This window comes from Bradyrhizobium sp. S3.12.5 (assembly GCF_040548225.1).
Classification (GTDB): Bacteria; Pseudomonadota; Alphaproteobacteria; order Rhizobiales; family Xanthobacteraceae; genus Bradyrhizobium; species Bradyrhizobium cytisi.
In genome coordinates this window covers 444170-464476 of sequence record NZ_JBEPRF010000001.1, presented here as the reverse complement: position 1 = coordinate 464476, position 20307 = coordinate 444170, and the positions used below count along the sequence as shown (strand labels likewise).

The following is a 20307-nucleotide window of genomic DNA, read 5'->3' as shown; positions in this document are numbered from 1 at the left end:
CGGGCGTGCTAAGGAGGCGGCAATCGCCCTACCTCTCTGGATAGATGCATGCCGAGCTCGAAACCGCTGATGACCCCATCATCCGGCCCTACCCCGACAAGCGTCGAATCCGCGCTCCGCACGCTGGAGACCGAGAGCGGCGGCATCAACGCGCTCGCGACCGCCCTGCGCGGTCCGCTGGGAGAGGCGTTCGCTAGGGCTGTCGACCTGATCCGCAACGCCAAGGGCCGTGTCATCGTCACCGGGCTCGGCAAGTCCGGCCACATGGCGCGCAAGATCGCAGCGACCCTGGCCTCGACAGGCACGCCGGCGTTCTTCGTTCACACCGCTGAAGCCGCCCATGGCGATCTCGGCATGATCACCACCGACGACGTCATCATGGCGCTGTCCTGGTCCGGCGAGCAGCCGGAGATGAAGACGCTGGTGAACTATTCGGCGCGGTTCGCGATCCCGATGATTGCGGTGACGTCGAACGCGGCCTCCTCGCTGGGCCAGGCCGCCGACATCGTGATCGAGCTGCCGAAGGCGCGCGAGGCCTGCCCGCACAATCTGGCGCCGACCACCTCGACCATGATGCAGGTCGCGATCGGCGATGCCATTGCGATTGCGCTGCTCGAAGGCCGCGGCTTCACCGCGCTGGAATTCGCCCATTTCCACCCCGGCGGCAAGCTGGGCGCGATGCTGAAATTCGTCCGAGACTACATGCGCACCGGTGCGGAGATTCCGGTGAAGCCTGAAGGCACCAAGATGTCGGACGCGGTGATGGAGATGTCCGCCAAGGGGCTCGGCTGCGTCTGCATCGTCAACGCCGCCAACGAGGCTGTCGGCATCATCACCGACGGCGATCTGCGCCGTCATATGCGGCCTGACCTGCTGACGGCGTCGGTCGACGACATCATGACCAGGCAGCCGAAGAGCGTGCCGCCCTCGATGCTGGCGACCGAGATGATCGAGGTGCTGAACACCCGCAAGATCACGACGCTGGTGGTGACCGAGGCGGACAAGGTGGTCGGCATCGTGCATCTGCACGATCTGCTGCGCGCGGGCGTGGCGTAGCGCGCCCTTCGCTACGCCGGAAACCGCGCCGCCTTCTCCTCCAGCGGCAATCGCAGCCCGTTCGCCAGATACGACACCGTGCGGTAGAAGCCGCACAGCAGCATGATCTCCAGAATCTGGGCCTCGTCGTAATACGACGACAGTCCAGCAAACTCCGCGTCGGTGAACGTCGCGCGGTGATGCAGCGCGTCCACCGCCGCGATCAGACCCTGCTCGGCCGGCGACCAGCAGGGTGAGTTCGCATCGCCCTCAACAGTTGCGCGTACCTCATCCTCGGTGAGCTTCGCTGCGCCGGCGAAGATCGCGACATGGACGCCCCATTCATATTCGCAACGGTTGAGCGCACAGGTGCGATCGATGACGATCTCGCGCTGGCGCAGCGACAGCGGACCGGGATCGAGCAGGCCGGCGGCGCGAAACTTGTCCCAGGCGCGGGTGTGCCCCGCCATGACCCGGAACAGCATCAGCGGCGGCGCGCCGCGCATGATGCGATCGAACTGCGCCTGGATCTCCGGGGGATAAGGCGGCGCGAGCGGAGCGATACGCGGCGTCGGGGATGACATGGCCGTCCTCCTTGCTACACTTACTGTAGCATCTACGCTACATTATCCGTAGCAAGACGCAAGAGGGGGCGCGATGGCGAAACAACCAGCATCAGGGGAGCGCCGCGTGCGTGGCTCGCGCAGCGGGCGGCCGATCATGGCGCTGCTCGACCTGCTAGGCCGGCGCTGGAGCCTGCGGATATTGTGGGAGTTGCGCGATCAGCCCCTCACTTCGCGCGCGCTTCGCGCTGCCTGCGACGAGGCTTCGCCGACGGTGCTGCAGGCGCGACTGACGGAGTTGCGCGAGGCGGGGTTCGTCGAGCTGGGCGATGGCGGCGGCTATGGCCTGACGGCGCTCGGGCGGGAGCTGTGCGAGACATTCATGCCGCTACACAGGTTTGCGGAGAGGTGGCACAGCAAGACCGGTGCCTAGGTCTGGCAATCCAGCCTCAACAAGCTCGTCATTGCGGTGGATTACGCCGCTGCCACCGTCAGATTGGCGCCGTCCACCTGCACCACCTTCACCCGCGTTCCCGCCGGTGTGTCCGGGCCTGCCACGCGCCACACCGTATCGCCGATGCGCATGGTGCCGTTGCCGTCGATGATCGGCTTCTCCAGCGTGAACTCGCGGCCCAGCAGCGCCTCGCTGCGCTTGTTGAGGAAGGGGCTTGCGCTTGCGTCCGGCTTCGGCCGGGCGAGCCGGCGCCACACCGGCACGGCAGCGGCCGCGAACACCGCGAACATCACGAGCTGGATTTGCCAGGAGATAACGACAGCGAACGAGATCAGGCCGACCAGCAACGCCGCAAGTCCGAGCCAGAACAGGAACACGCCCGGCGCGATCACCTCAAGCGCCATCAGGATGAAGCCGAAGATCAGCCAGTTCCAGGTGCCGAGCGATACGAACATGTCGGTCATGACACGACCTCTAAAAATTGGCGCATGACCTTATCGGAAGGCCATGCACTGATCCTATCCCTGCCGCGGCGGCACGGCCGGCGGCGTAGGAGCGGAGGATGGCACCGAGCCGCCGCGACGGGCGGCAGCGGCAGCGGATACGGCACTTTCGCCAAACGTCGCCTTGGCGATCTCGCCGATGCCGGCGAGCGAACCCAGCATGCCCATCGCTTCGACCGGCAGCATGATGACCTTCTGGTTCGGCGACTCCGCCAGCTGGCCGAACGCCTTGATGTACTTGTCGGCGATAAAGTAGTTCAACGCCGCCACGTCACCCTTGGCGATGGCCTCGCTGACCATTTGCGTGGCCTTGGCCTCGGCTTCCGCCGATCGCTCGCGCGCTTCGGCGTCGCGGAAGGCGGCCTCGCGGCGGCCTTCGGCTTGCAGGATCTGCCCCTGCTTGGCGCCCTCGGCGCGCAGGATCTCGGACTGGCGCGCACCTTCGGCCTGAAGGATGTCGGCGCGCTTGACGCGCTCGGCCTTCATCTGCCGGCCCATCGCTTCGACGAGGTCGGCGGGCGGCACGATATCCTTGATCTCGATGCGATTGACCTTGAGGCCCCAAGGCGAGACCGCGGCATCGACGACGCGCAGCAGGCGTTCGTTGATCTCGTCACGGTGCGACAGCACCTGATCGAGATCCATCGAACCCATCACCGATCGGATATTGGTCATGGTCAGCACAATGATCGCCTGCTCGAGGTTGGAGACCTCGTAGCTCGCCTTCGCGGCATCGAACACCTGGAAGAAGGCGACGCCGTCCACCGTCACGGTGGCGTTGTCCTTGGTGATTACCTCCTGCTCGGGAATGTTTATCACCTGCTCCATCATGTTGATCTTGCGCCCGACACGGTCGAAATAGGGCACGATCAGATTGAGCCCGGGGCTCAGCGTCTGGGTGTATTTGCCGAACCGCTCGATGGTCCAGTCATAGCCCTGCGGCACCGTCTTCACGCCGGCGATCAGCGTGACGATGACGAGCAACACCAGAACAATCGCGAAAATATCGAAACCGCTCATATTTCCTCCAAGGCGGGAAAGCCCTTTCCCGTGCTGCCATTGGTCGGGACCAGGACCCTACCGGTTCAGCGGTCGCCTTTCACGTCGGCATCCACGCCATTCTGCACAAGATGCACGGAGAGGGAACGGTCACGGTTATGTATTTGCGGTCTGGCCTTGAAAGCTCGGAGGCGCAGACCTAGCGGCAAATGTTAAGGATTTGCACCGCTACTCGATGACATCGTTCGCGGTTGCGAGCAGGCTTGGAGGCAGCGTGACGCCAATCGCCTTGGCCGTCTTCAGATTGATCGCCAATTCGAACTTGGTGGGATTCTGGACCGGCAGGTCGGCCGCCTGCGCGCCTCTGAGGATGCGGTCAATGTAGCTGGCGGCGCGGCGAAGCTGCTCGGCACTGTCGGTGCTGTAAGCCATCAGCCCGCCTTCATCGACGAAGATGCGGCTCCAGAACATTGCCGGCGCCCGCACTTGCGCAATGGCCGCGAGCAGAGGCGCGCGATTGGCCATGGTGAAGAAGTCGGGCAGCACCAGGAAACCGCTATCTTTGTGCGAGGCCAGCGCGGCAAGCGAGGCTGCGTCGTGGACCGGCGCGGGCTCGACTGTCACATGAAGAGTGCGTCCGGCCTGCTCGATCGTGTGCAACATGAGGCCGGCGAAAGGCGCAGTCGCGGGATTGTAGACGACAAAGACGCGGGACACCCTTGGCTGGATCTGCGTCAGCAGGTCCAGCCACTTGCCGGCGAGCGGGCCGTCATAATCGGTGAAGCCGGTGATGTTGCCGCCGGGATGGGCGAGGTTTTTGACAAAGCCCTGGCTGACAGGGTCGGTGATCACGGCAAAGACGATCGGCGCCGCCGTACGCTTCTGCAGCTCCTCGACCGAGGGCGTACCGATCGCGAACAAGACATCTGGCTTGAGCGCGACCAGCTCCTCTGCGAACTTCGCGGTCCGCTGCCTGTCACCGTCGCCGCTGCGCCAGTCGATTTGCAGATTGGCCGTTTCCTTCCAGCCATGCGCGGCCAGCGCCTCGGCAAGGGGAGCCTGCCCGATCACGTCATCTTCGGTGACGGTGAGCACGCCGAGCCGTCGCATCGTCGTCGGCTGCTGCGCCAGAGCGGAGGGCGCCAACGCGGTGATCGCCCCAAGAAGCGCCAGACATTCGCGGCGGTTCATGGAGCTGTCCTCATATCCAGCCTTGCAGCTCGCGCAGCACCAGCGTGCGGATCACATCCATGCCGGGATCGCTGTCGTTGAGGCAGGGGATCGCCGAGAACTGCTCGCCACCATTGTGCTTGAATATCTCGGCGTTCTCCTGCGCAATCTCCTCCAGCGTCTCGAGACAGTCGGCGGAGAAGCCCGGTGTCACTACGGCGATGCGGCGCACACCTTCCTTGGCGAGACGCTCCATCGTCTTGTCGGTGTAGGGCTGCAGCCACTCGCCATTGCCAAAGCGCGACTGGAAGGTCAGCAGCAGACTTGTTTCGTCCATGCCGAGCCGGCGGCGCAGCGCCGCGGTCGTGGCGATGCAGTGGCTCTGATATGGATCGCCCTTGTCGACATAGGATTTCGGCATGCCGTGGAAGGAGGCGACGATCAGCTCGGGCTTGAACGGCAGTGTGGCCAGATGCGTCTCGATTGAGATTGCGAGCGCCTCGATATAGGCCTCGTCCTCGTAATAAGGCGGCGTCACCCGCAGCGTCGGCTGATTGCGCAGGCGGGCGAGCACGCGGAACACCTCGTCGCAGACGGTCGCCGAGGTCGAGGCGGAATATTGCGGATAAAGCGGCACGGCGAGGATACGATCGCAGCCCTTCGCGATCAGCGCATCGATGCCCGCCTTGATCGAGGGATTGCCGTAGCGCATCGCCCAATCCATCACCAGATGGGCGCGGTCCGACAACGCGGCGGCGAGCTTGTCGGCTTGCGACCGCGTAATAGTCTTCAGCGGCGATTCATTGCGCTCGTTATTCCAGATCTTCCGGTAGTCGAGCGCCTTGGTGCGTGGACGGCTTCGCAGGATGATGCCGTTCAGCACCAGCTGCCAGATCAGGCCCTGGTCCTCGATCACGCGGGCGTCCGAGAGAAATTCCTTGAGATAGACCCGCACGCCCGGGGCATCCGCGGTATCGGGCGTGCCGAGATTGACCAGCAGCACGCCGACGCGCGGCTGGGCCGGTGGCGCTGCCGGTTTCGCGGTCGCAATGGGGGCGGTGGCCGTCATGGTCAGTTGCGTCGCGCGTTGCTCCGAACTTGTCAAGATGAGCCCGGTTTCGCTAGGGTCCCCCACGAGCGGGGGAGGGAAGATGACACTCGCGGAATGGTGCGTTCTCGGAGCGCTGCTGCTCTACCTCTTGACGATCGGCACGATCAAATGGATCCGGTTTCGCGGCTTCGACAATTCCCGGCCGCGCGATCCCGCCTTCTATCAGGACGCCATCGCGCAGCGCGCGCTGGGCGCGCACCAGAACGGGATCGAGACCTTCCCGTTCTTCGCCTTTGCCGTCCTGCTCGCTGAATTCCGGGACTCGCCGCAGCGCCTGATCGACGAGCTCGCGGTGCTGTTCCTGATCGTGCGGATCGCCTATGTCCTGACCTATCTCGGCAACCGCCCGACGCTGCGCTCCATCCTCTGGAGCATCGGCTTTGCGCTCAATCTCGGGATTTTCTTGATGCCGATGCTGAAGCGGTTTTTGCCGGTGTGAGCACTCGTGTCCCGCACGGCCCAGCACTTGCGCCGCGTCCGGGGCACGAGAGTTTGGCTTAAAAACACGTCGTCCGTTCGGCCGCGATGTAGCCGAATAACAGTCCCGCGCCAAACAGCAGCACGAGGGCGGCGGCGCCGAACTCGATGCCGCGCATGAAGAGGGCGCCGCCGCCGTCGCGGGCGCCGCTCAGGCGGCCGGCGATGTCCTTGGCGGACACGGCAATCACCGCAATGGCCGCGACCGTGATCGCGGTACCCAGGCCCATCAGGAAGGTCGCGGCGATGCCGGCCCAGAACAGGCCCTGGGCGAGCGCGAACACCAGCACCAGGATCGCGCCCGAGCAGGGGCGGATGCCGACGGTCAGGATCGCGGCAAACCCGCGCCGCCAGCCGCCGGGGCCGGCGAGCTCGCTCGGGGTGGGGCCATGGGAATGGCCGCAATGCTCGTCGTGGACGTGGTCGTGCGCTTGATGAGCGTGTGCGTGATCGTGGTGATCGTGATCATGATGATGGTGGTGATGGCTGTGATCATGGTCGTGCGGCATGCCCGCGATCGCCGGCACCGGCTGCGTCGCCTGGAGCGCGCTGATGAACGTGCGGCCCTTGACCCAGACCAGCCGCAGGCCGAACAGCGCGATCAGGCCATAGCTCGCGATCTCGATCGCGCCCTCCGCCTTGCACATGGTCTTGGCTGTCGCATTCAGGATCCAGGCCGAGATGCCGACGATCAGGATCGCGACCAGCGACTGCATCAGCGCCGAGGCAAACGACAGCGCGATGCCGCGCCGCGCGGTCTCGCGGTTGGCGACGAGATAGGAGGCGATCACGGCCTTGCCGTGGCCGGGGCCGGCGGCGTGGAAGATGCCGTAGGCAAAGGAGATGAAGAGCAGCGTCCACACCGCTGAGCCGTCGGTCTTCGCAGCGCGGATGGTCGACGACATCTGGCGATAGAATTCCGACTGCTTTGCCAGCAGCCAGCCGATGAGGCCGCTGGCCTCGGGCTCGGCCGCCTGCGCCGACTTCGGCGCGCCGAACGGATTTTGCGCGAGGACATCATGGAGCGCGGCATCGGCCACGCCGACGACGAGGAGAACAGCGGCGCAGGCGAGGAGCCCGCGACCAAGATGCGAGAGATGCGGCTTCAAGGGCAATCCACCGTGATCTTGTTGGCGAACATCATGCCGAAATTGGCGCTCGGTCCGTCCATGAAAGTCTGCTCATTGAGCTTCTGCGCAGTCGCGGTGCCGTCGCTGGGACGATCGAGCTTCATCTCACAGCCCGCGGGCGCACCGACCAGCCTGACCGGGTTGTCCTTGGCCATCTGGAAGTCGATGAAGAAGGATCGGTCGAACACTTCCAGCATCAGTTGCTTCGGCTTGAGCGGCGTCTTCAGCGGCAAGGTGAAGTGCAGGGTCAGCACCGTGTCCTTGTAGTCGAGATAATAGTCGACCGGCTCCTGGAATCGCTCCTTCTTGCCGTCGGCTCGCGCGAAGGTGAAGTAAGCATATTCCTTCAGCGACTCGACATTGGTCTGCGCCAGCGGCCCCAGCTCCTCGCGCGTATAGGCGCCCTTTTTCTTGCTCTCGAGCCCCTGGACCGCATAGGCCGAGAACATGTCGTCAAAGGTCCAGGCGTGGCGGACGCCGGTGATCGAGCCGTCCTCGGCATAGAGCAGCTCGCTCGTCGCCGTGATCCAGACATGCGGATGCGCGCTCGCCGCGCCTGATGCGAGCATCACGACGGCGGCGAGCAGCAGACCGAACAGGGCGCGCATGCCGGTCAGGCCGCCTTGGCGTCGTCGAGCAGGCCGCGGCGGCGGAGCAGCGCGTCGGGCTCGGGCGGGCGGCCGCGGAAGGCCTCGTAGGCGGCCTCCGGATCGACCGATCCGCCGCTCGAATAGATGTCGTCGTGCAGGCGCTTGGCCACATCAGGATCGAAGATGTTGCCGGCCTCCTCGAAGGCGCCGAAGGCGTCGGCGTCCATCACCTCCGACCACATGTAGCTGTAATAGCCGGCCGCGTAGTGGTCGCCAGAGAAGATGTGGCCGAACTGCGTCGGCCGATGCCGCATAGCAATTTCCTCGGGCATGCCGATCTTCTCAAGCTCGCGTCTCTCGAAGGCGCGCACGTCCTGGACGGCGGCGGCGGGCTGGGAGTGGAATTCGAGATCGACCAGCGCCGAGGAGACGAACTCGACGGTGGCAAAGCCCTGGTTGAACTTTCGCGCGGCAAGGAACCGTTGCAGCAGGTCGTCCGGCAGCGGCTCGCCGGTCTGGTAGTGGCGGGCGAATTGCTGCAGCACCTCGGGCCGCTCCTGCCAGTGCTCGTAGAGCTGCGAGGGCAGCTCGACGAAATCGGTGAACACGGAGGTGCCCGAAAGCGACGGATAGGTCACGTTGGAGAGCATGCCATGCAGGCCGTGGCCGAACTCGTGGAACAGGGTGCGGGCATCGTCGGGCGACAGCAGCGAGGGCTCGGCTCCGGTGCCCTTGGCAAAATTGCAGACGTTGATGACGAGCGGCGCGATCTCGCCATCGAGCTTCTGCTGGTCGCGCAGCGAGGTCATCCATGCGCCGGAGCGTTTTGACGGCCTGGCGTAATAGTCGCCGTAGAACAGCGCCTTGTGCTTGCCGTCGGGGCCCTTCACCTCCCAGACCCGGACGTCGGGATGCCAGACCGGCACGTCCTTGCGCTCCGCGAACGTGACGCCGAACAGGCGCGTGGCGCAGTCGAAGGCGGCGGCGATCATATGGTCGAGCGTCAGATAAGGCTTGATCGCGGCGTCGTCGAAATTGGCGCGCTGGAGCCGGAGCTTCTCGGCGTAGAAGCGCCAATCCCAGGGAGAGAGCTTGAAATTGCCGCCCTCCTCCGTGATCAGCGCCTGCATCTCGTCGCGGTCGGCGAGTGCCCGGGCCCGGGCCGGCTTCCAGACCCGTTCGAGCAGGCCGCGAACCGCATCCGGCGTCTTGGCCATGGAGTCTTCGAGCCGGTAGGCCGCGAAGGTCGGGTAGCCCAACAGCTTGGCGCTCTCCTCGCGCAGCTTCAGGATCTCGCCGATGGTCGTGTTGTTGTCGTTGGAATTGCCATTGTCGCCGCGCGCCGTGAAGGCCTTGTAGACCTTCTCGCGCAGGTCGCGCCGGGCCGAGCTCTTCAGGAACGGCTCGGTCGAGGAGCGCGACAGCGTCACGATGGCCTTGCCTTCCATGCCGCGATCTTCTGCCGCAGCTTTGGCGGCGGCGACGAAGCTCTCCGGCAGGCCCTGGCGGTCGGCCTCACCGAGCTCCATGAACCAGTCCTGCTCGTCGCCGAGCAGATGATGGCTGAAGCCGGTCGCGAGCTGGGCCAGCTTCTCGTTGATCTCGGCCATGCGCGTCTTGGCCTCGTCGGAGAGGCCGGCGCCGGCGCGGTGGAAGCGGGTGTAGGTGCGCTCCAGCAGGCGGAGCTGCTCCGGGTCGAGGCCGAGATTGGCGCGGTTCTCGTGCAGCTGGGCGATGCGGCCAAACAGCACGGCATTCATCATGATTGGATTCCAGTGCCGCGCCATCCGCAAGGAAACCTCCTTGTCGATCTCCAGGATGGCCGGGTTGGAATGCGCCGAGACCAGGTCGTAGAAGACGGAAGCAACCTTGTTGAGCAGCTTGCCGGAGCGCTCCAGCGCCGTGACGGTGTTGGCGAAGTCGGCCGCGGCCGGATCGTTGGTGATCGCCGCGATCTCGGCGGAGTGATCGGCAAAAGCCCGCTCGAAGGCGGGGAGGAAATGCTCCGGCTTGATCTCGTCGAAGGGCGGGGTCGCAAATGGCGTCACCCAGGCCTTCAGCAGCGGGTTGGCCTCGGTGTCCGTGGTTTGGCGGGGGTCTGACATCACAAGTCCGTTTTTTGAGCCGATTTGTTGGATCCAGCTATAGCACGCGATGGGGCTTTTTTGGGCCATTTGGCCTTGCTCCCGCCCGCCTTTTCGGGGAGATTGCGGCCCTCGAAGCTACGGACCCCAAAGCCCATGAACGCCTCCTCCTCGTCTTCCCGTCAGATCGTCTGGCCGAGCGTCATCACCGTTGTCAGCGCCGCCATCCTGATCGGTGCCGAGGTGTTCGGTGCGGCATTTGCCGGCGGCTGGGCACTCGCAATTCTGTTCGGGCTCGGCGACCAGGGCGCGCACATCCTTCAGGCCGTGATGTTTGCGCTCGGCGTGCTGGTGATGACCGCCTTCATCCGCACCGCTCAGCGCGTCGAGCCGTTCACGAAGCGCGGCTGACGCGCGTACGCGCGCTGCTCCGGAAAAACTTAACGCCTGTTCATCTTCAGCGTCGCTCGCGCATCACAGTGCAAGCAGATGTTAGGTAATCTTGTCGCTAGGCTAAAAAAATTCTTGCGATCGAGATTCAAAACCCTTATGTGCGTTCTTGCCCAATTTCGCACGTGCCTGTGGTCGTGTGTCAGTCGGTAGGTATCCGGACAAGAGGCCGGACAGCCGCCAAGGGGTGAAGAAGCCGAGGGGCTCTTCGGAAGTGCAGAAGTCGGAAGACCTTTAAAGTCAGATGACGGTAGCAAACCCGGAGCGTCCAGCATCTCTCTCAAAGAGATGCCTTGTCGAAGGTGACTTTGCCCTTTGCAACCGTGACTGGCAGCCGGAGGCGAACCGGCGCACCCCGCTCTCAACGGGGGACGCGACTTAAAGCAACGACGGATCGGGCTTTTTTGGTCTCTACCGGCAGTCCAACGCCGGCGCGGGCTACTGAAAAGGCTTGTCCTTCATTGCCAGGTGTGCGGGCGGGAAAATTCCCAACCAATCCACGGCAGCACAGTCTGATGTGAGTCTTTGGCTCGTCACGCCTCCATCGCGTGATCTGGCTGGAGCGCTCTTATCCGACGACATTTTTTGAACGGATCCCCGTCGCTGGGCCGTTTGGGAGAGTGCTATGACCGAACGTATTCAGGAATTCCTGCGCAACCGCCGCAGCGAGGGCCGGGACACCGAGCCTTGCCTCGTCGTCGACCTCGAGGTCGTGCGCGACAATTACCAGACCTTTGCCAAGGCGCTGCCCGACAGCCGCGTGTTCTATGCCGTCAAGGCGAACCCGGCGCCGGAAGTGCTGGCGCTGCTGGCATCGATGGGCTCGTGCTTCGACACCGCGACCGTCGCCGAGATCGAGATGGCGCTGGCTGCTGGCGCTACGCCCGACCGCATCTCCTTCGGCAACACGATCAAGAAGGAACGTGATATCGCGCGCGCCTTCGCGCTCGGCATCCGGCTGTTTGCCGTGGACTGCGTCCCCGAGGTCGAGAAAGTCGCCCGTGCCGCTCCCGGCGCGAAGGTGTTCTGCCGCATCCTCTATGACTGCGCCGGCGCCGAATGGCCGCTGTCGCGCAAGTTCGGCTGCGACCCGGAAATGGCCGTCGAGGTGCTCGACGTCGCCAAGCGTCTGGGCCTGGAGCCGTGCGGCATCTCCTTCCATGTCGGCTCGCAGCAGCGCAAGGTGAAGGCGTGGGACCGCGCTCTGGCGATGGCCTCGCAGGTGTTCCGCGACTGCGCCGAGCGCGGCATCAACCTCTCCATGGTCAACATGGGCGGCGGCTTCCCGACCAAGTACCTGAAGGACGTGCCGCCGGTCGTGACTTACGGCCGCTCGATCTTCCGCGCGCTGCGCAAGCACTTCGGCAACCAGATTCCGGAAACCATCATCGAGCCGGGCCGCGGCATGGTGGGCAACGCCGGCATCATCGAATCCGAGGTCGTGCTCATCTCGAAGAAGAGCGACGAGGACGAGGTGCGCTGGGTCTATCTGGACATCGGCAAGTTCGGCGGTCTCGCCGAGACGATGGACGAGTCGATCCGCTACGCCATCCGTACCCCGCATGACGGCGCGGACATGACCCCGTGCGTGCTCGCCGGCCCGACCTGCGACAGCGCCGACGTGCTGTACGAGAAGAACCCGTATCCGCTTCCCGTGACGCTCGAGATCGGCGACAAGCTGCTGATCGAAGGCACCGGGGCCTATACGTCGACCTACTCGGCGGTGGCGTTCAACGGCATCCCGCCGCTGAAGACCTACCACATCTGATCCGCCTCTCTCTTTCTGAGGCCTGACGAACCCGGGAGCCGGTCCGCCGGCTCCCTTCTCGACATTGCCATTCTGATGACGCCTTGGACCGGCGTGCTGCGTGCACGTCGGCTCAAGCGGGGACTGACGCGCCATGACTGCTTTTCGGAAGCCACAGATTGCCCTCACTTCGAAAGCCGCGCCGTTCGCCATCCGCAGCGAGCGTGCTGTCGACGTCACGATGCGTGAAGCGCTGCTCGATGCCTGCTTTGGCGAGAACCGCCATGACCGCACCTGCCAGCGCCTGCGCGACGGACGTGCACCTGCCGCGGGCCTTGCGCTGTCGGCGATGCACGAGGGGACACTCGTGGGAACCGTGCGGCTGTGGCACGTCAGCGCCGGAGGCAGGCCCGCTCTGGTCCTCGGACCGCTGGCGGTGGACCCCGCCTGCCGCGAGCTCGGGATCGGCGCCGCGCTGATGCAACAAGCGCTGGCTGCCGCTCGGGCGCGCGGGCATGCCGCCGTGATCCTGCTCGGCGACGCGCCCTACTACGCCCGCTTCGGCTTCTCTGCGGAGAAGACCGGCGCACTGGCGCTGCCCGGCCCGTTCGAGCGCGACCGCCTGCTGGCGATCGAATTTCAGGACGGTGCGCTGGATGGCGCCTGCGGGATGATAGTCCCGACCGGCGCGGCCCTGCCCAAACGGAGGGCGGTTCGCCCCCTCGAAGCGCACGCGGCTTAAGGGACTGCCATGATGGCGACGACCGAAGCCGCTTTGAGCGGCGATGCCCGGCTACGCCTGACTTGACACCGCTCCTTGGGGGTTGCGAAGGCCCCGGAAACGCCCTTTAACCCCGCGAAGCACCCTTTCAGCCGAGGTCCAACACATGTCCCGTCGCCTGATTTCGACCGGCTCCCCCTTCGAGAAGACCGCTGGCTACAGCCGCGCCGTGATCGACGGCGAGTTCGCCTTCGTCGCGGGGACCACCGGCTATGACTACACCACGATGACCATGCCGGCCGATGTCACGAGCCAGTCACGCAACTGCTTCAAGACCATCGAGGCGGCCCTGAAGGAGGGCGGATTCGAGATGGCCGACGTGGTCCGCGTGACCTACTACCTCACCGACGCCAAGGACGCCGACGCCCACTTCGCGGTCTGCGGCGAAGTCCTCGGCGAGATCCGCCCGGCCGCCACGCTTCTCGTCGTCTCCTCGCTCTACAAGCCCGAGATGAAGGTCGAGATCGAAGTCACCGCCAAGCGCCGCAGCGCCTGAGCCACCCCTCACCCTTTGTCCGCCAGCACGTTCCGGAGAACCCATCCCATGAGCCACCCCTCGCAGATCTACGCGAAGATCACTGGTCCCATCGTCATGGTCGGCTTCGGCTCCATCGGCAAAGGCACGCTGCCGATGATCGAGCGGCATCTCGATTACGACAAGTCGCGCGTCACCGTGATTGATCCCAAGGACGAGGGCCGCAGGGCGCATTGCGAGAAGCAGAATGTGCGCTTCATCCAGAAAGCCGTGACCAGGGACAATTACCGCGAATTGCTGACCCCGCTGCTCACCGAAGGCGGTGGCCAGGGCTTTTGCGTCAACCTCTCGGTCGACACCGGCTCGACCGACATCATGGAGCTCTGCGACGAGCTCGGCGCGCTCTATATCGACACCGTCAACGAGCCCTGGCTCGGCTTCTATTTCGATTCCTCGAAGGGCCCGGAAGCGCGCTCCAACTACGCCCTGCGCGAAGCGACGCTGGTCGCCAAGAAGGCGCGCCCGGCGGGCTCGACGACGGCCGTCTCCTGCTGCGGTGCCAATCCCGGCATGGTCTCCTTTTTCGTCAAGCAGGCGCTGCTCAACGTCGCCGCGGATCTGAAGCTCAACGCCCCCAAGCCGAAGACCAAGGCCGAATGGGCGGATCTGATGCGGCAGGCCGGCATCAAGGGCATCCACATCGCCGAACGCGACACCCAGCGCTCCAAGTCGCCGAAAGAGCCGGACGTTTTCGTCAACACCTGGTCGGTGGAAGGTTTCCTGTCGGAAGGCGTGCAGCCGTCCGAGCTCGGCTGGGGCACCCATGAAAAATGGATGCCCGAGAATGCGCGGACCCACGAAGCCGGCTGCGGCGCCGCCATCTATCTGATGCAGCCCGGCGCCAACACGCGCGTGCGCACCTGGTGCCCGACCCGCGGCGCCCAGTATGGCTTCCTGGTCACCCACAACGAGTCGATCTCGATCGCCGATTACTTCACCGTGCGTGACGCATCAGGCACGGCAGTCTATCGGCCGACCTGCCACTATGCCTATCATCCGGCCGACGATGCCGTGCTGTCGCTGCATGAAATGTTCGGCCGCGCAGCGAAGATGCAAGAGAAGCACCACATCCTCGACGAGAACGAGATCGTCGACGGCATCGACGAGCTCGGCGTGCTGCTGTTCGGTCACGACAACAACGCCTATTGGTACGGCTCGCAGCTCTCGATCGAGGAGACCCGCAAGCTTGCGCCCTATCAGAACGCCACCGGCCTGCAGGTGACCTCCGCTGTGCTTGGCGGCATGGTGTGGGCGCTGGAGAACCCGAAGGAAGGCATCGTCGAAGCCGATGAGATGGATTTCGACCGCCTGCTGGAAATCCAGCTGCCCTATCTCGGCCCGGTGAAGGGTTTCTACACCGACTGGACGCCGCTGACGGATCGTCCGGGACTGTTTCCGGAGGATATCGACACGAGCGATCCCTGGCAGTTCCGGAATGTGCTGGTGCGGTGAGCCGTCGCTCCGGGGCGGCGCGCCTCATCCCACACACCGCCGTCCTGCCCCGCGAAGGCGGGGCATCCAGTACGCCGCGGCCTCTCCGTATCAAACGAGCGTCTCTGGAATACTGGATCGCCCGCCCCAGTGCACAATTGCGCACAAGGCGGGTGATGACACCGAATGCGTGGAGACTGCTTCTACTTCTCCTTGATCGGCGGCGCGATCTTCTCGGCAGGTGCCGGCGGCAATGCTGGTTTCGCCGCGCCCGCAGCGCCCTGCGTCTGTGGATCGGGGCGCGCGGGCTCGGGCGCCGGCGTGGTGGGGCGATCGCCGCCGGGCTTTGATTCCGCAGGCGTCTTGCTCTGATCCTCGGACGGCGTGCCCTGAAGCGGCCCCGTCGCCTGCGCCGTCTGCATCCGGCTCTCGTCCCGGATCTGCGCGAGTGACAGGCCCGAGATCACGACGCCTGCAGCAAATAGCGAGCAAGCGATCAAAAGGTCTCGTCGAGGTCGGCGCTTGTCGTTCCTGCCGGGCATATCGATCACCGCTTTTGTCTGTGGGATCAACGAATTTGCCAAGCCGCAGTTCCAAGCCGGGGCCGGGCGGAACCAGAGGTTTGCGCGCCGGAACGTCGCGCTCAATCCGTGGTGCTGACTTCCCAGGTCGCGTGGCGCACGCCGGGCAAATGCTGGAGATCGGTCGCCACCGCGTTGAGCTCGTTCGGATCGACCGCGGTCGCAACCAGCTTTGCGACGATCTCCAGGATATCGTCGCCGATCTCGACGACTTCGATGTCGGCCACCTGATATTTCGCCGCCGCGAGCTTGTCGACGACGCGGTCGCGCATGTCGGGCAACGCATCGGTCGCGACCGCGAGCTTGAAGTAATAGGTCGCCTCCGAGGTCTTCTCATTCAGCGGGATGCGGTTGATGGCGTTGACCAGCGGGCGCAGCATCGTGTTGCCGGCAATGACGAACACGGTGAGCGCTGCGGCCTGCGCGACCATGTCGGCCCCGGCGCAGGAGCCGACGGCGGCAGAGGCCCACAGCGTCGCCGCGGTGTTGAGCCCGCGCACGTCCATGCCCTGCTTCATGATGACGCCGGCGCCGAGGAATCCGATGCCGGAGACGACATAGGAGATCACCCGCACCGCACCGTCCGCGCCGGTCAAATGCATGGCGAGATCGACGAAGGCGGCAGCGCCGACCGCGACCAGCACATTGGTGCGCAGGCCGGCGGTGCGCTGCCGATATTGCCGCTCGGCGCCGATCAGCGTGCCCAGCACGAAGGCCGTGAACAGGCTGACCAACGTGTCGGCAAAATCAGCGATCTGGAAGGTCGTCAGGAACCGCATGATTCCCTATACGGCCGGAACGATGACAGATCAAAGCTCGAGCAGTCCGCCGTCCCCATTTTCGTCGGCGAAGGCGAGCAGCGTGCCCTTGGCGTTCCAGGCGAGCCCGGCCACCGGCGGCGTGCCGTTGCGGCGGACCAGGATCTCCGCGCCGTCCTCCATCCGCACCATAAGCACGGTGCCGTCGCTGTAGCCGGCGGCGAAGATGTCGTTCTTGGGGTGGCAGGCCACCACCGCGACGCGGGCCTGCAGCGGCGCCAGCATCGCGGGCTCCTTGCCCATCGGTCCGTCCTTGCTGGCGAACGGCCACAGGATCACGGTGTCGGCGCCCGAGGTCGCTAGCGCCTTGCCGCCTGCGCTCCAGGACATCGAGCGGACGCGGCCGGGATAGCCGGTCATGCGCATGTGCCTGTTATCGGCGAGCCGCCAGCCGTGCAGCGCCGCCTCATGCATTGTGGTGACCAGGAACTTGTTGTCCGGGCTGAAGGTGACGCCGAGATGCGAGCCGGCCCAGGGCAGGAATTCGGCTGATCCCTCCATGTTCGGAAACCACAGCGTGGCGCCGTTGTAATGGGCGATCGCGAGCCGCAGGCCCTTCGGCGCGAACGCGAGGCCACCGACGGTCGAGGGCACCTCGAGCGATTTTTCCTCGGCCCTGCCGCTCTTGACGGTCGCGGTCTTGCCGGCGGACCAGGCGAAGGCGCCATCCGGATGCAGCGCCACCGCATCGATCCAGCGCCGCTTCGGATCGGTGGCAAGCAGCGTCACCTCGCCCTTGGCGTCGAGCGCAACGACTTTGCCGTCGTCGCCGCCCATCACGAGGCGCTTGCCGTCGGAGGCGGTCGAGAGGATGCCGCCGCTGTGCACGGCGACGGTGCTGATCTCGCCCTTGGCGTCGACGAACGCGACATTCTCCTCGCCGCCGACGAAGGCAGCGCGGGGGCCAAGGAAATGCACCGAGGTCACGCCCATGCCGAGCGTAACAGGCTTGACGCGATCGGTGACGGAGACGATCGAGGCAGAATCGGGGGCCGGCGTAAACTCTTTCATCACGAGACGATGCAGCTCTCGAAGCCCGAGCGAATGAGCTCTTCGGGCAATTCGCGGCCGATGAAGACGAGGCGACTCTCGCGCTGCTCGCCGTCCTTCCATTTCCGCTGGTGGTTGCCCTCCAGCATCATGTGGACGCCCTGGAAGACGTAGCGATCGTCGTCGTCGTGAAAGGCGAGGATGCCCTTGGAGCGCAGGATCTTGCCGCCCTCGACCTGCACCAGATTCTGGAGCCAGGGCATGAACACGTTCGGATCGAGCGGCTTGTCGGTCTTGAGCGACAGCGACTGCATGTCCTCGTCGTGGTAATGCTTCAGGCCGTGGCCGTGATCATGGTCGTGATGATGATCGTGGCCGTGATGATCATGGTCGTGGTCATGATCGTCGGCCTGCAAAAAGTCCGGCTCGATGTCGAGGATGCGGTCGAGATCGAACGCGCCGCGATCGAGCACATCGGCCAGGGCCACCGAGCAGCGCTCGGTGCGATGGAGCTTCGCATAGGGGTTGATGGCACGGATGCGGGCCTCGACCTCGGCGAGCTCGGGCTTGCTGACGAGATCGGTCTTGTTCAGCACGATGACGTCCGCGAAGGCGATCTGGTTCTTGGCCTCGGGCGCGTCCTTCAGACGATCGGACAGCCATTTGGCGTCGGCGACCGTGACGACCGCGTCGAGGCGGGCGTTCTTCTGCACGTCCTCGTCGACAAAGAAGGTCTGGGCGACCGGCGCCGGATCGGCAAGGCCGGTGGTCTCGACGATGATGGCGTCGAACTTGCCCTTGCGCTTCATCAAGCCATCCATGATGCGGACGAGGTCGCCGCGCACGGTGCAGCAGATGCAGCCATTGTTCATCTCGAACACTTCCTCATCGGCGCCGATGATGAGGTCATTGTCGATACCGATCTCGCCGAATTCATTGACGATGACGGCGTATTTCTTGCCGTGGTTTTCCGACAGGATGCGGTTCAGCAGCGTGGTCTTGCCGGCGCCGAGATAGCCGGTCAGGACGGTCACGGGAATTTTGGAGACGGTCGCTTCAGACATAACAACTCCGACTTCGGGCTTTTCGCGCGACGCGAGGCGGGGTGGCCCCCTGCCCTAGTGGTCAAGCGCGCTGGTCAGCGCCTTTATATTGTGCCTGACCATGTCAATGTAAGTGGGTGCAGGCCCCTTTTCGCCGGTCAAACCGTCCGAAATCAGGGTCCCGCCGACCTTTGCGCCGGTCTCGGCCGCAATCCGCCGGATCAGCCGGTCGTCGCTGATATTTTCCAGGAACACCGCCGGGATTTTCTGGGCCTTGATCTGGCCGATGATGGCCGCGATATCCCGAGCGCTGGGCTCGGTTTCGGTGGAGACCCCTAAGGGCGCTATGAACTGGACGCCGTATTCGGCGGCGAAGTAGCCGAAGGCGTCGTGGGTCGAGATCACCTTGCGCCGATCCGGCGGGATTTTGGCGACGGCCTCGCGGATCTCGCGGTCGAGAGCGTCAAGCTTTTCAAGATAGGCTTTTGCCTGGGTCCGGAAGAGATCGGCATCATCCGGGTCGGCGGCGGCCAGCGCGTTGGTGATGTCGGCCACGTAGACTTTGGCATTGGGGACTGACTGCCAGGCGTGCGGATCGGCGGCCGAGCCGAGCTTCAAAGGCGCGATGCCGGCGCTCGCGGTCACCACCTGTGCCTTGGCGCCGGAGGACTGCACGAGGCGCGGCAGCCATCCCTCGAGGCCGAGCCCGTTGACGATGACGAGTTTTGCGTCCGCGATCCGCTTCGCATCGGATGGGGCCGGCGTGTAGACATGGACGTCGCTGTCGGGGCCGACCAGCGTCGTGATGTTGATGCGGTCACCGCCGATGGCGCGGACGAAATCCCCGAGGATCGAGAAACTGGCGACGACGTTGAGCCGCTCCGCGGCGTGTGACGGCGAGGCGATCAGCAGAAGCACGCAAAGCAGGAGGCGCCGCATCGTCACGCTTCCAGATGCCGGCCGGGAAACAGCTGCCGGACGATGCCGCCGACGCGGCCGAACAGGACGGAGACGATGTAGAACACCGTCGCCACCAGAATGATTGCAGGGCCCGACGGCACGCGGGTCTGGAACGACAGCACGAGCCCGGCATAGCCCGAGACGGCGGCAGCGACGACCGCGATGCAGATCATCACCGTGAGATCGCGCGACCAGAACCGCGCGATGCCCGCCGGCAGGATCATCAGGCCTACCGCCAGCAAAGTGCCGAGCGCCTGAAAACCGTTGACGAGGTTGATGACGACGAGCGCGAGGAAGGCGAGATGCGCGGGGCCGCCGGCGCGGCTGACGGTGCGCAGGAATAGTGGATCGACGCTCTCGATCACCAGGGGGCGGTAGATCACCGCCAGCACCAGCAGTGTGACCGTGGCGTTGAAGGCGACCACCAGCAGCGTCTGATCGTCCATCGCGAGGATGTTGCCGAACAGCACGTGCAGCAGGTCGATATTGGTGCCCTTGATCGACACGATGGTGACGCCGAGCGCCAGCGAGGCCAGATAGAAGGTTGCAAGCGAGGCATCCTCCTTCAATCCGGTCGAGCGCGCGACCACGCCGGCGAGGATTGCGACGGCAAAGCCGGCGATCAGGCCACCAGCGGTCATCGCGAACAGGTTGAGGCCGGAGAGCAGGAAGCCGACGGCGGCGCCCGGCAGGATTGCGTGCGCCATGGCGTCGCCGACGAGGCTCATCCGCCGCAGCATCAGGAACACGCCGATCGGCGCGCCCGCCAGCGACAGCGCGATCACCGCGGCAAGCGCTCGCCGCATGAACTCGAATTCGGTGAACGGACCGATCAGCGCGTCATAGACCATCTGG

At 64.9% G+C, this 20307-nt stretch carries 22 protein-coding genes; 8 read left to right on the top strand and 14 right to left on the bottom strand.

Annotated features, from left to right (window positions below; all coding sequences use genetic code 11):
* Positions 1–48: 48 nt before the first annotated feature.
* Positions 49–1056 (top strand): KpsF/GutQ family sugar-phosphate isomerase, encoded by a 1008-nt coding sequence (locus ABIC09_RS02195; RefSeq protein ID WP_354108246.1) that lies wholly within the window; start codon positions 49–51, stop codon positions 1054–1056.
* An 11-nt stretch (positions 1057–1067) separates the two neighbouring features.
* On the opposite strand, the gene ABIC09_RS02190 is transcribed toward ABIC09_RS02195, so the two are convergent.
* Positions 1068–1619, bottom strand: coding sequence for a carboxymuconolactone decarboxylase family protein (locus ABIC09_RS02190; protein ID WP_354108245.1), 552 nt, complete (start codon positions 1617–1619; stop codon positions 1068–1070).
* A 73-nt stretch (positions 1620–1692) separates the two neighbouring features.
* On the opposite strand from ABIC09_RS02190, the gene ABIC09_RS02185 reads away from it, so the two are divergent.
* A complete protein-coding gene (locus tag ABIC09_RS02185) occupies positions 1693–2031 on the top strand; it encodes a winged helix-turn-helix transcriptional regulator (RefSeq protein WP_354108244.1) in 339 nt (112 codons plus the stop codon).
* A 41-nt stretch (positions 2032–2072) separates the two neighbouring features.
* On the opposite strand, the gene ABIC09_RS02180 is transcribed toward ABIC09_RS02185, so the two are convergent.
* The 4 genes from ABIC09_RS02180 to hemH all read right to left on the bottom strand — a co-directional run bounded on the left by ABIC09_RS02180 (position 2073) and on the right by hemH (position 5793).
* Positions 2073–2516: an NfeD family protein gene (locus ABIC09_RS02180; RefSeq protein WP_354108243.1), complete on the bottom strand. Its 444-nt coding sequence runs from the start codon at positions 2514–2516 to the stop codon at positions 2073–2075.
* Positions 2517–2570: 54 nt separating this feature from the next.
* A complete protein-coding gene (locus ABIC09_RS02175; RefSeq protein WP_148751779.1) occupies positions 2571–3575 on the bottom strand; it encodes an SPFH domain-containing protein in 1005 nt (334 codons plus the stop codon).
* Between the two features lie 207 nt (positions 3576–3782).
* Positions 3783–4745, bottom strand: coding sequence for an ABC transporter substrate-binding protein (locus ABIC09_RS02170; protein WP_354108242.1), 963 nt, complete (start codon positions 4743–4745; stop codon positions 3783–3785).
* Between the two features lie 10 nt (positions 4746–4755).
* On the bottom strand, positions 4756–5793 hold the full coding sequence (gene hemH, locus ABIC09_RS02165; RefSeq protein ID WP_354108241.1) for a ferrochelatase: 1038 nt from the start codon (positions 5791–5793) through the stop codon (positions 4756–4758).
* 82 nt (positions 5794–5875) lie between these two features.
* On the opposite strand from hemH, the gene ABIC09_RS02160 reads away from it, so the two are divergent.
* A complete protein-coding gene (locus ABIC09_RS02160) occupies positions 5876–6274 on the top strand; it encodes an MAPEG family protein (RefSeq protein ID WP_354108240.1) in 399 nt (132 codons plus the stop codon).
* Positions 6275–6332: 58 nt separating this feature from the next.
* On the opposite strand, the gene ABIC09_RS02155 is transcribed toward ABIC09_RS02160, so the two are convergent.
* Genes ABIC09_RS02155 through ABIC09_RS02145 form a run of 3 tightly spaced genes read right to left on the bottom strand, consistent with a single transcriptional unit; the run spans position 6333 to position 10137 of the window.
* A complete protein-coding gene (locus tag ABIC09_RS02155) occupies positions 6333–7421 on the bottom strand; it encodes a nickel/cobalt transporter (RefSeq protein WP_354108239.1) in 1089 nt (362 codons plus the stop codon).
* Positions 7418–8050 carry a DUF1007 family protein gene (locus ABIC09_RS02150; RefSeq protein WP_354108238.1) on the bottom strand — a complete coding sequence of 211 codons (633 nt, stop codon included), beginning with the start codon at positions 8048–8050 and terminating at the stop codon, positions 7418–7420. Before ABIC09_RS02150 ends, ABIC09_RS02155 begins: the two co-directional genes overlap by 4 nt.
* A 5-nt stretch (positions 8051–8055) precedes the next feature.
* On the bottom strand, positions 8056–10137 hold the full coding sequence (locus ABIC09_RS02145) for a M3 family metallopeptidase (protein ID WP_354108237.1): 2082 nt from the start codon (positions 10135–10137) through the stop codon (positions 8056–8058).
* Between the two features lie 135 nt (positions 10138–10272).
* Here ABIC09_RS02145 and ABIC09_RS02140 point away from each other — a divergent pair, with 135 nt between their 5' ends.
* The 5 genes from ABIC09_RS02140 (at position 10273) to ABIC09_RS02120 (ending at position 15081) form a co-directional block, all read left to right on the top strand.
* A complete protein-coding gene (locus ABIC09_RS02140; protein ID WP_354108236.1) occupies positions 10273–10527 on the top strand; it encodes a hypothetical protein in 255 nt (84 codons plus the stop codon).
* Between the two features lie 664 nt (positions 10528–11191).
* Positions 11192–12334 carry a type III PLP-dependent enzyme gene (locus ABIC09_RS02135; protein WP_148751770.1) on the top strand — a complete coding sequence of 381 codons (1143 nt, stop codon included), beginning with the start codon at positions 11192–11194 and terminating at the stop codon, positions 12332–12334.
* Positions 12335–12467: 133 nt separating this feature from the next.
* The gene (locus tag ABIC09_RS02130; RefSeq protein ID WP_354032847.1) at positions 12468–13055 is read left to right on the top strand and encodes a GNAT family N-acetyltransferase; all 588 of its coding nucleotides are present in this window, start codon (positions 12468–12470) and stop codon (positions 13053–13055) included.
* 145 nt (positions 13056–13200) lie between these two features.
* Complete coding sequence (locus ABIC09_RS02125) at positions 13201–13590, top strand: RidA family protein (protein ID WP_354032846.1); 390 nt, start codon at positions 13201–13203, stop codon at positions 13588–13590.
* A gap of 48 nt (positions 13591–13638) precedes the next feature.
* Complete coding sequence (locus ABIC09_RS02120; protein ID WP_354108235.1) at positions 13639–15081, top strand: homospermidine synthase; 1443 nt, start codon at positions 13639–13641, stop codon at positions 15079–15081.
* Between the two features lie 182 nt (positions 15082–15263).
* Here ABIC09_RS02120 and ABIC09_RS02115 read toward each other — a convergent pair whose 3' ends face one another.
* The 6 genes from ABIC09_RS02115 to ABIC09_RS02090 all read right to left on the bottom strand — a co-directional run bounded on the left by ABIC09_RS02115 (position 15264) and on the right by ABIC09_RS02090 (position 20303).
* Positions 15264–15602, bottom strand: a complete 339-nt coding sequence (locus ABIC09_RS02115) for a hypothetical protein (protein ID WP_354082527.1) — start codon at positions 15600–15602, stop codon at positions 15264–15266.
* A gap of 101 nt (positions 15603–15703) precedes the next feature.
* Positions 15704–16420, bottom strand: coding sequence for an MgtC/SapB family protein (locus ABIC09_RS02110; RefSeq protein WP_354032844.1), 717 nt, complete (start codon positions 16418–16420; stop codon positions 15704–15706).
* 30 nt (positions 16421–16450) lie between these two features.
* On the bottom strand, positions 16451–17470 hold the full coding sequence (locus ABIC09_RS02105; protein ID WP_354108234.1) for a WD40 repeat domain-containing protein: 1020 nt from the start codon (positions 17468–17470) through the stop codon (positions 16451–16453).
* The gene (locus ABIC09_RS02100; RefSeq protein WP_148751763.1) at positions 17470–18513 is read right to left on the bottom strand and encodes a CobW family GTP-binding protein; all 1044 of its coding nucleotides are present in this window, start codon (positions 18511–18513) and stop codon (positions 17470–17472) included. Before ABIC09_RS02100 ends, ABIC09_RS02105 begins: the two co-directional genes overlap by 1 nt.
* Before the next feature lie 54 nt (positions 18514–18567).
* A complete protein-coding gene (locus ABIC09_RS02095; RefSeq protein WP_187434899.1) occupies positions 18568–19431 on the bottom strand; it encodes a metal ABC transporter solute-binding protein, Zn/Mn family in 864 nt (287 codons plus the stop codon).
* Positions 19432–19433: 2 nt separating this feature from the next.
* Positions 19434–20303: a metal ABC transporter permease gene (locus tag ABIC09_RS02090; protein WP_148751761.1), complete on the bottom strand. Its 870-nt coding sequence runs from the start codon at positions 20301–20303 to the stop codon at positions 19434–19436.
* Positions 20304–20307: the final 4 nt, after the last annotated feature.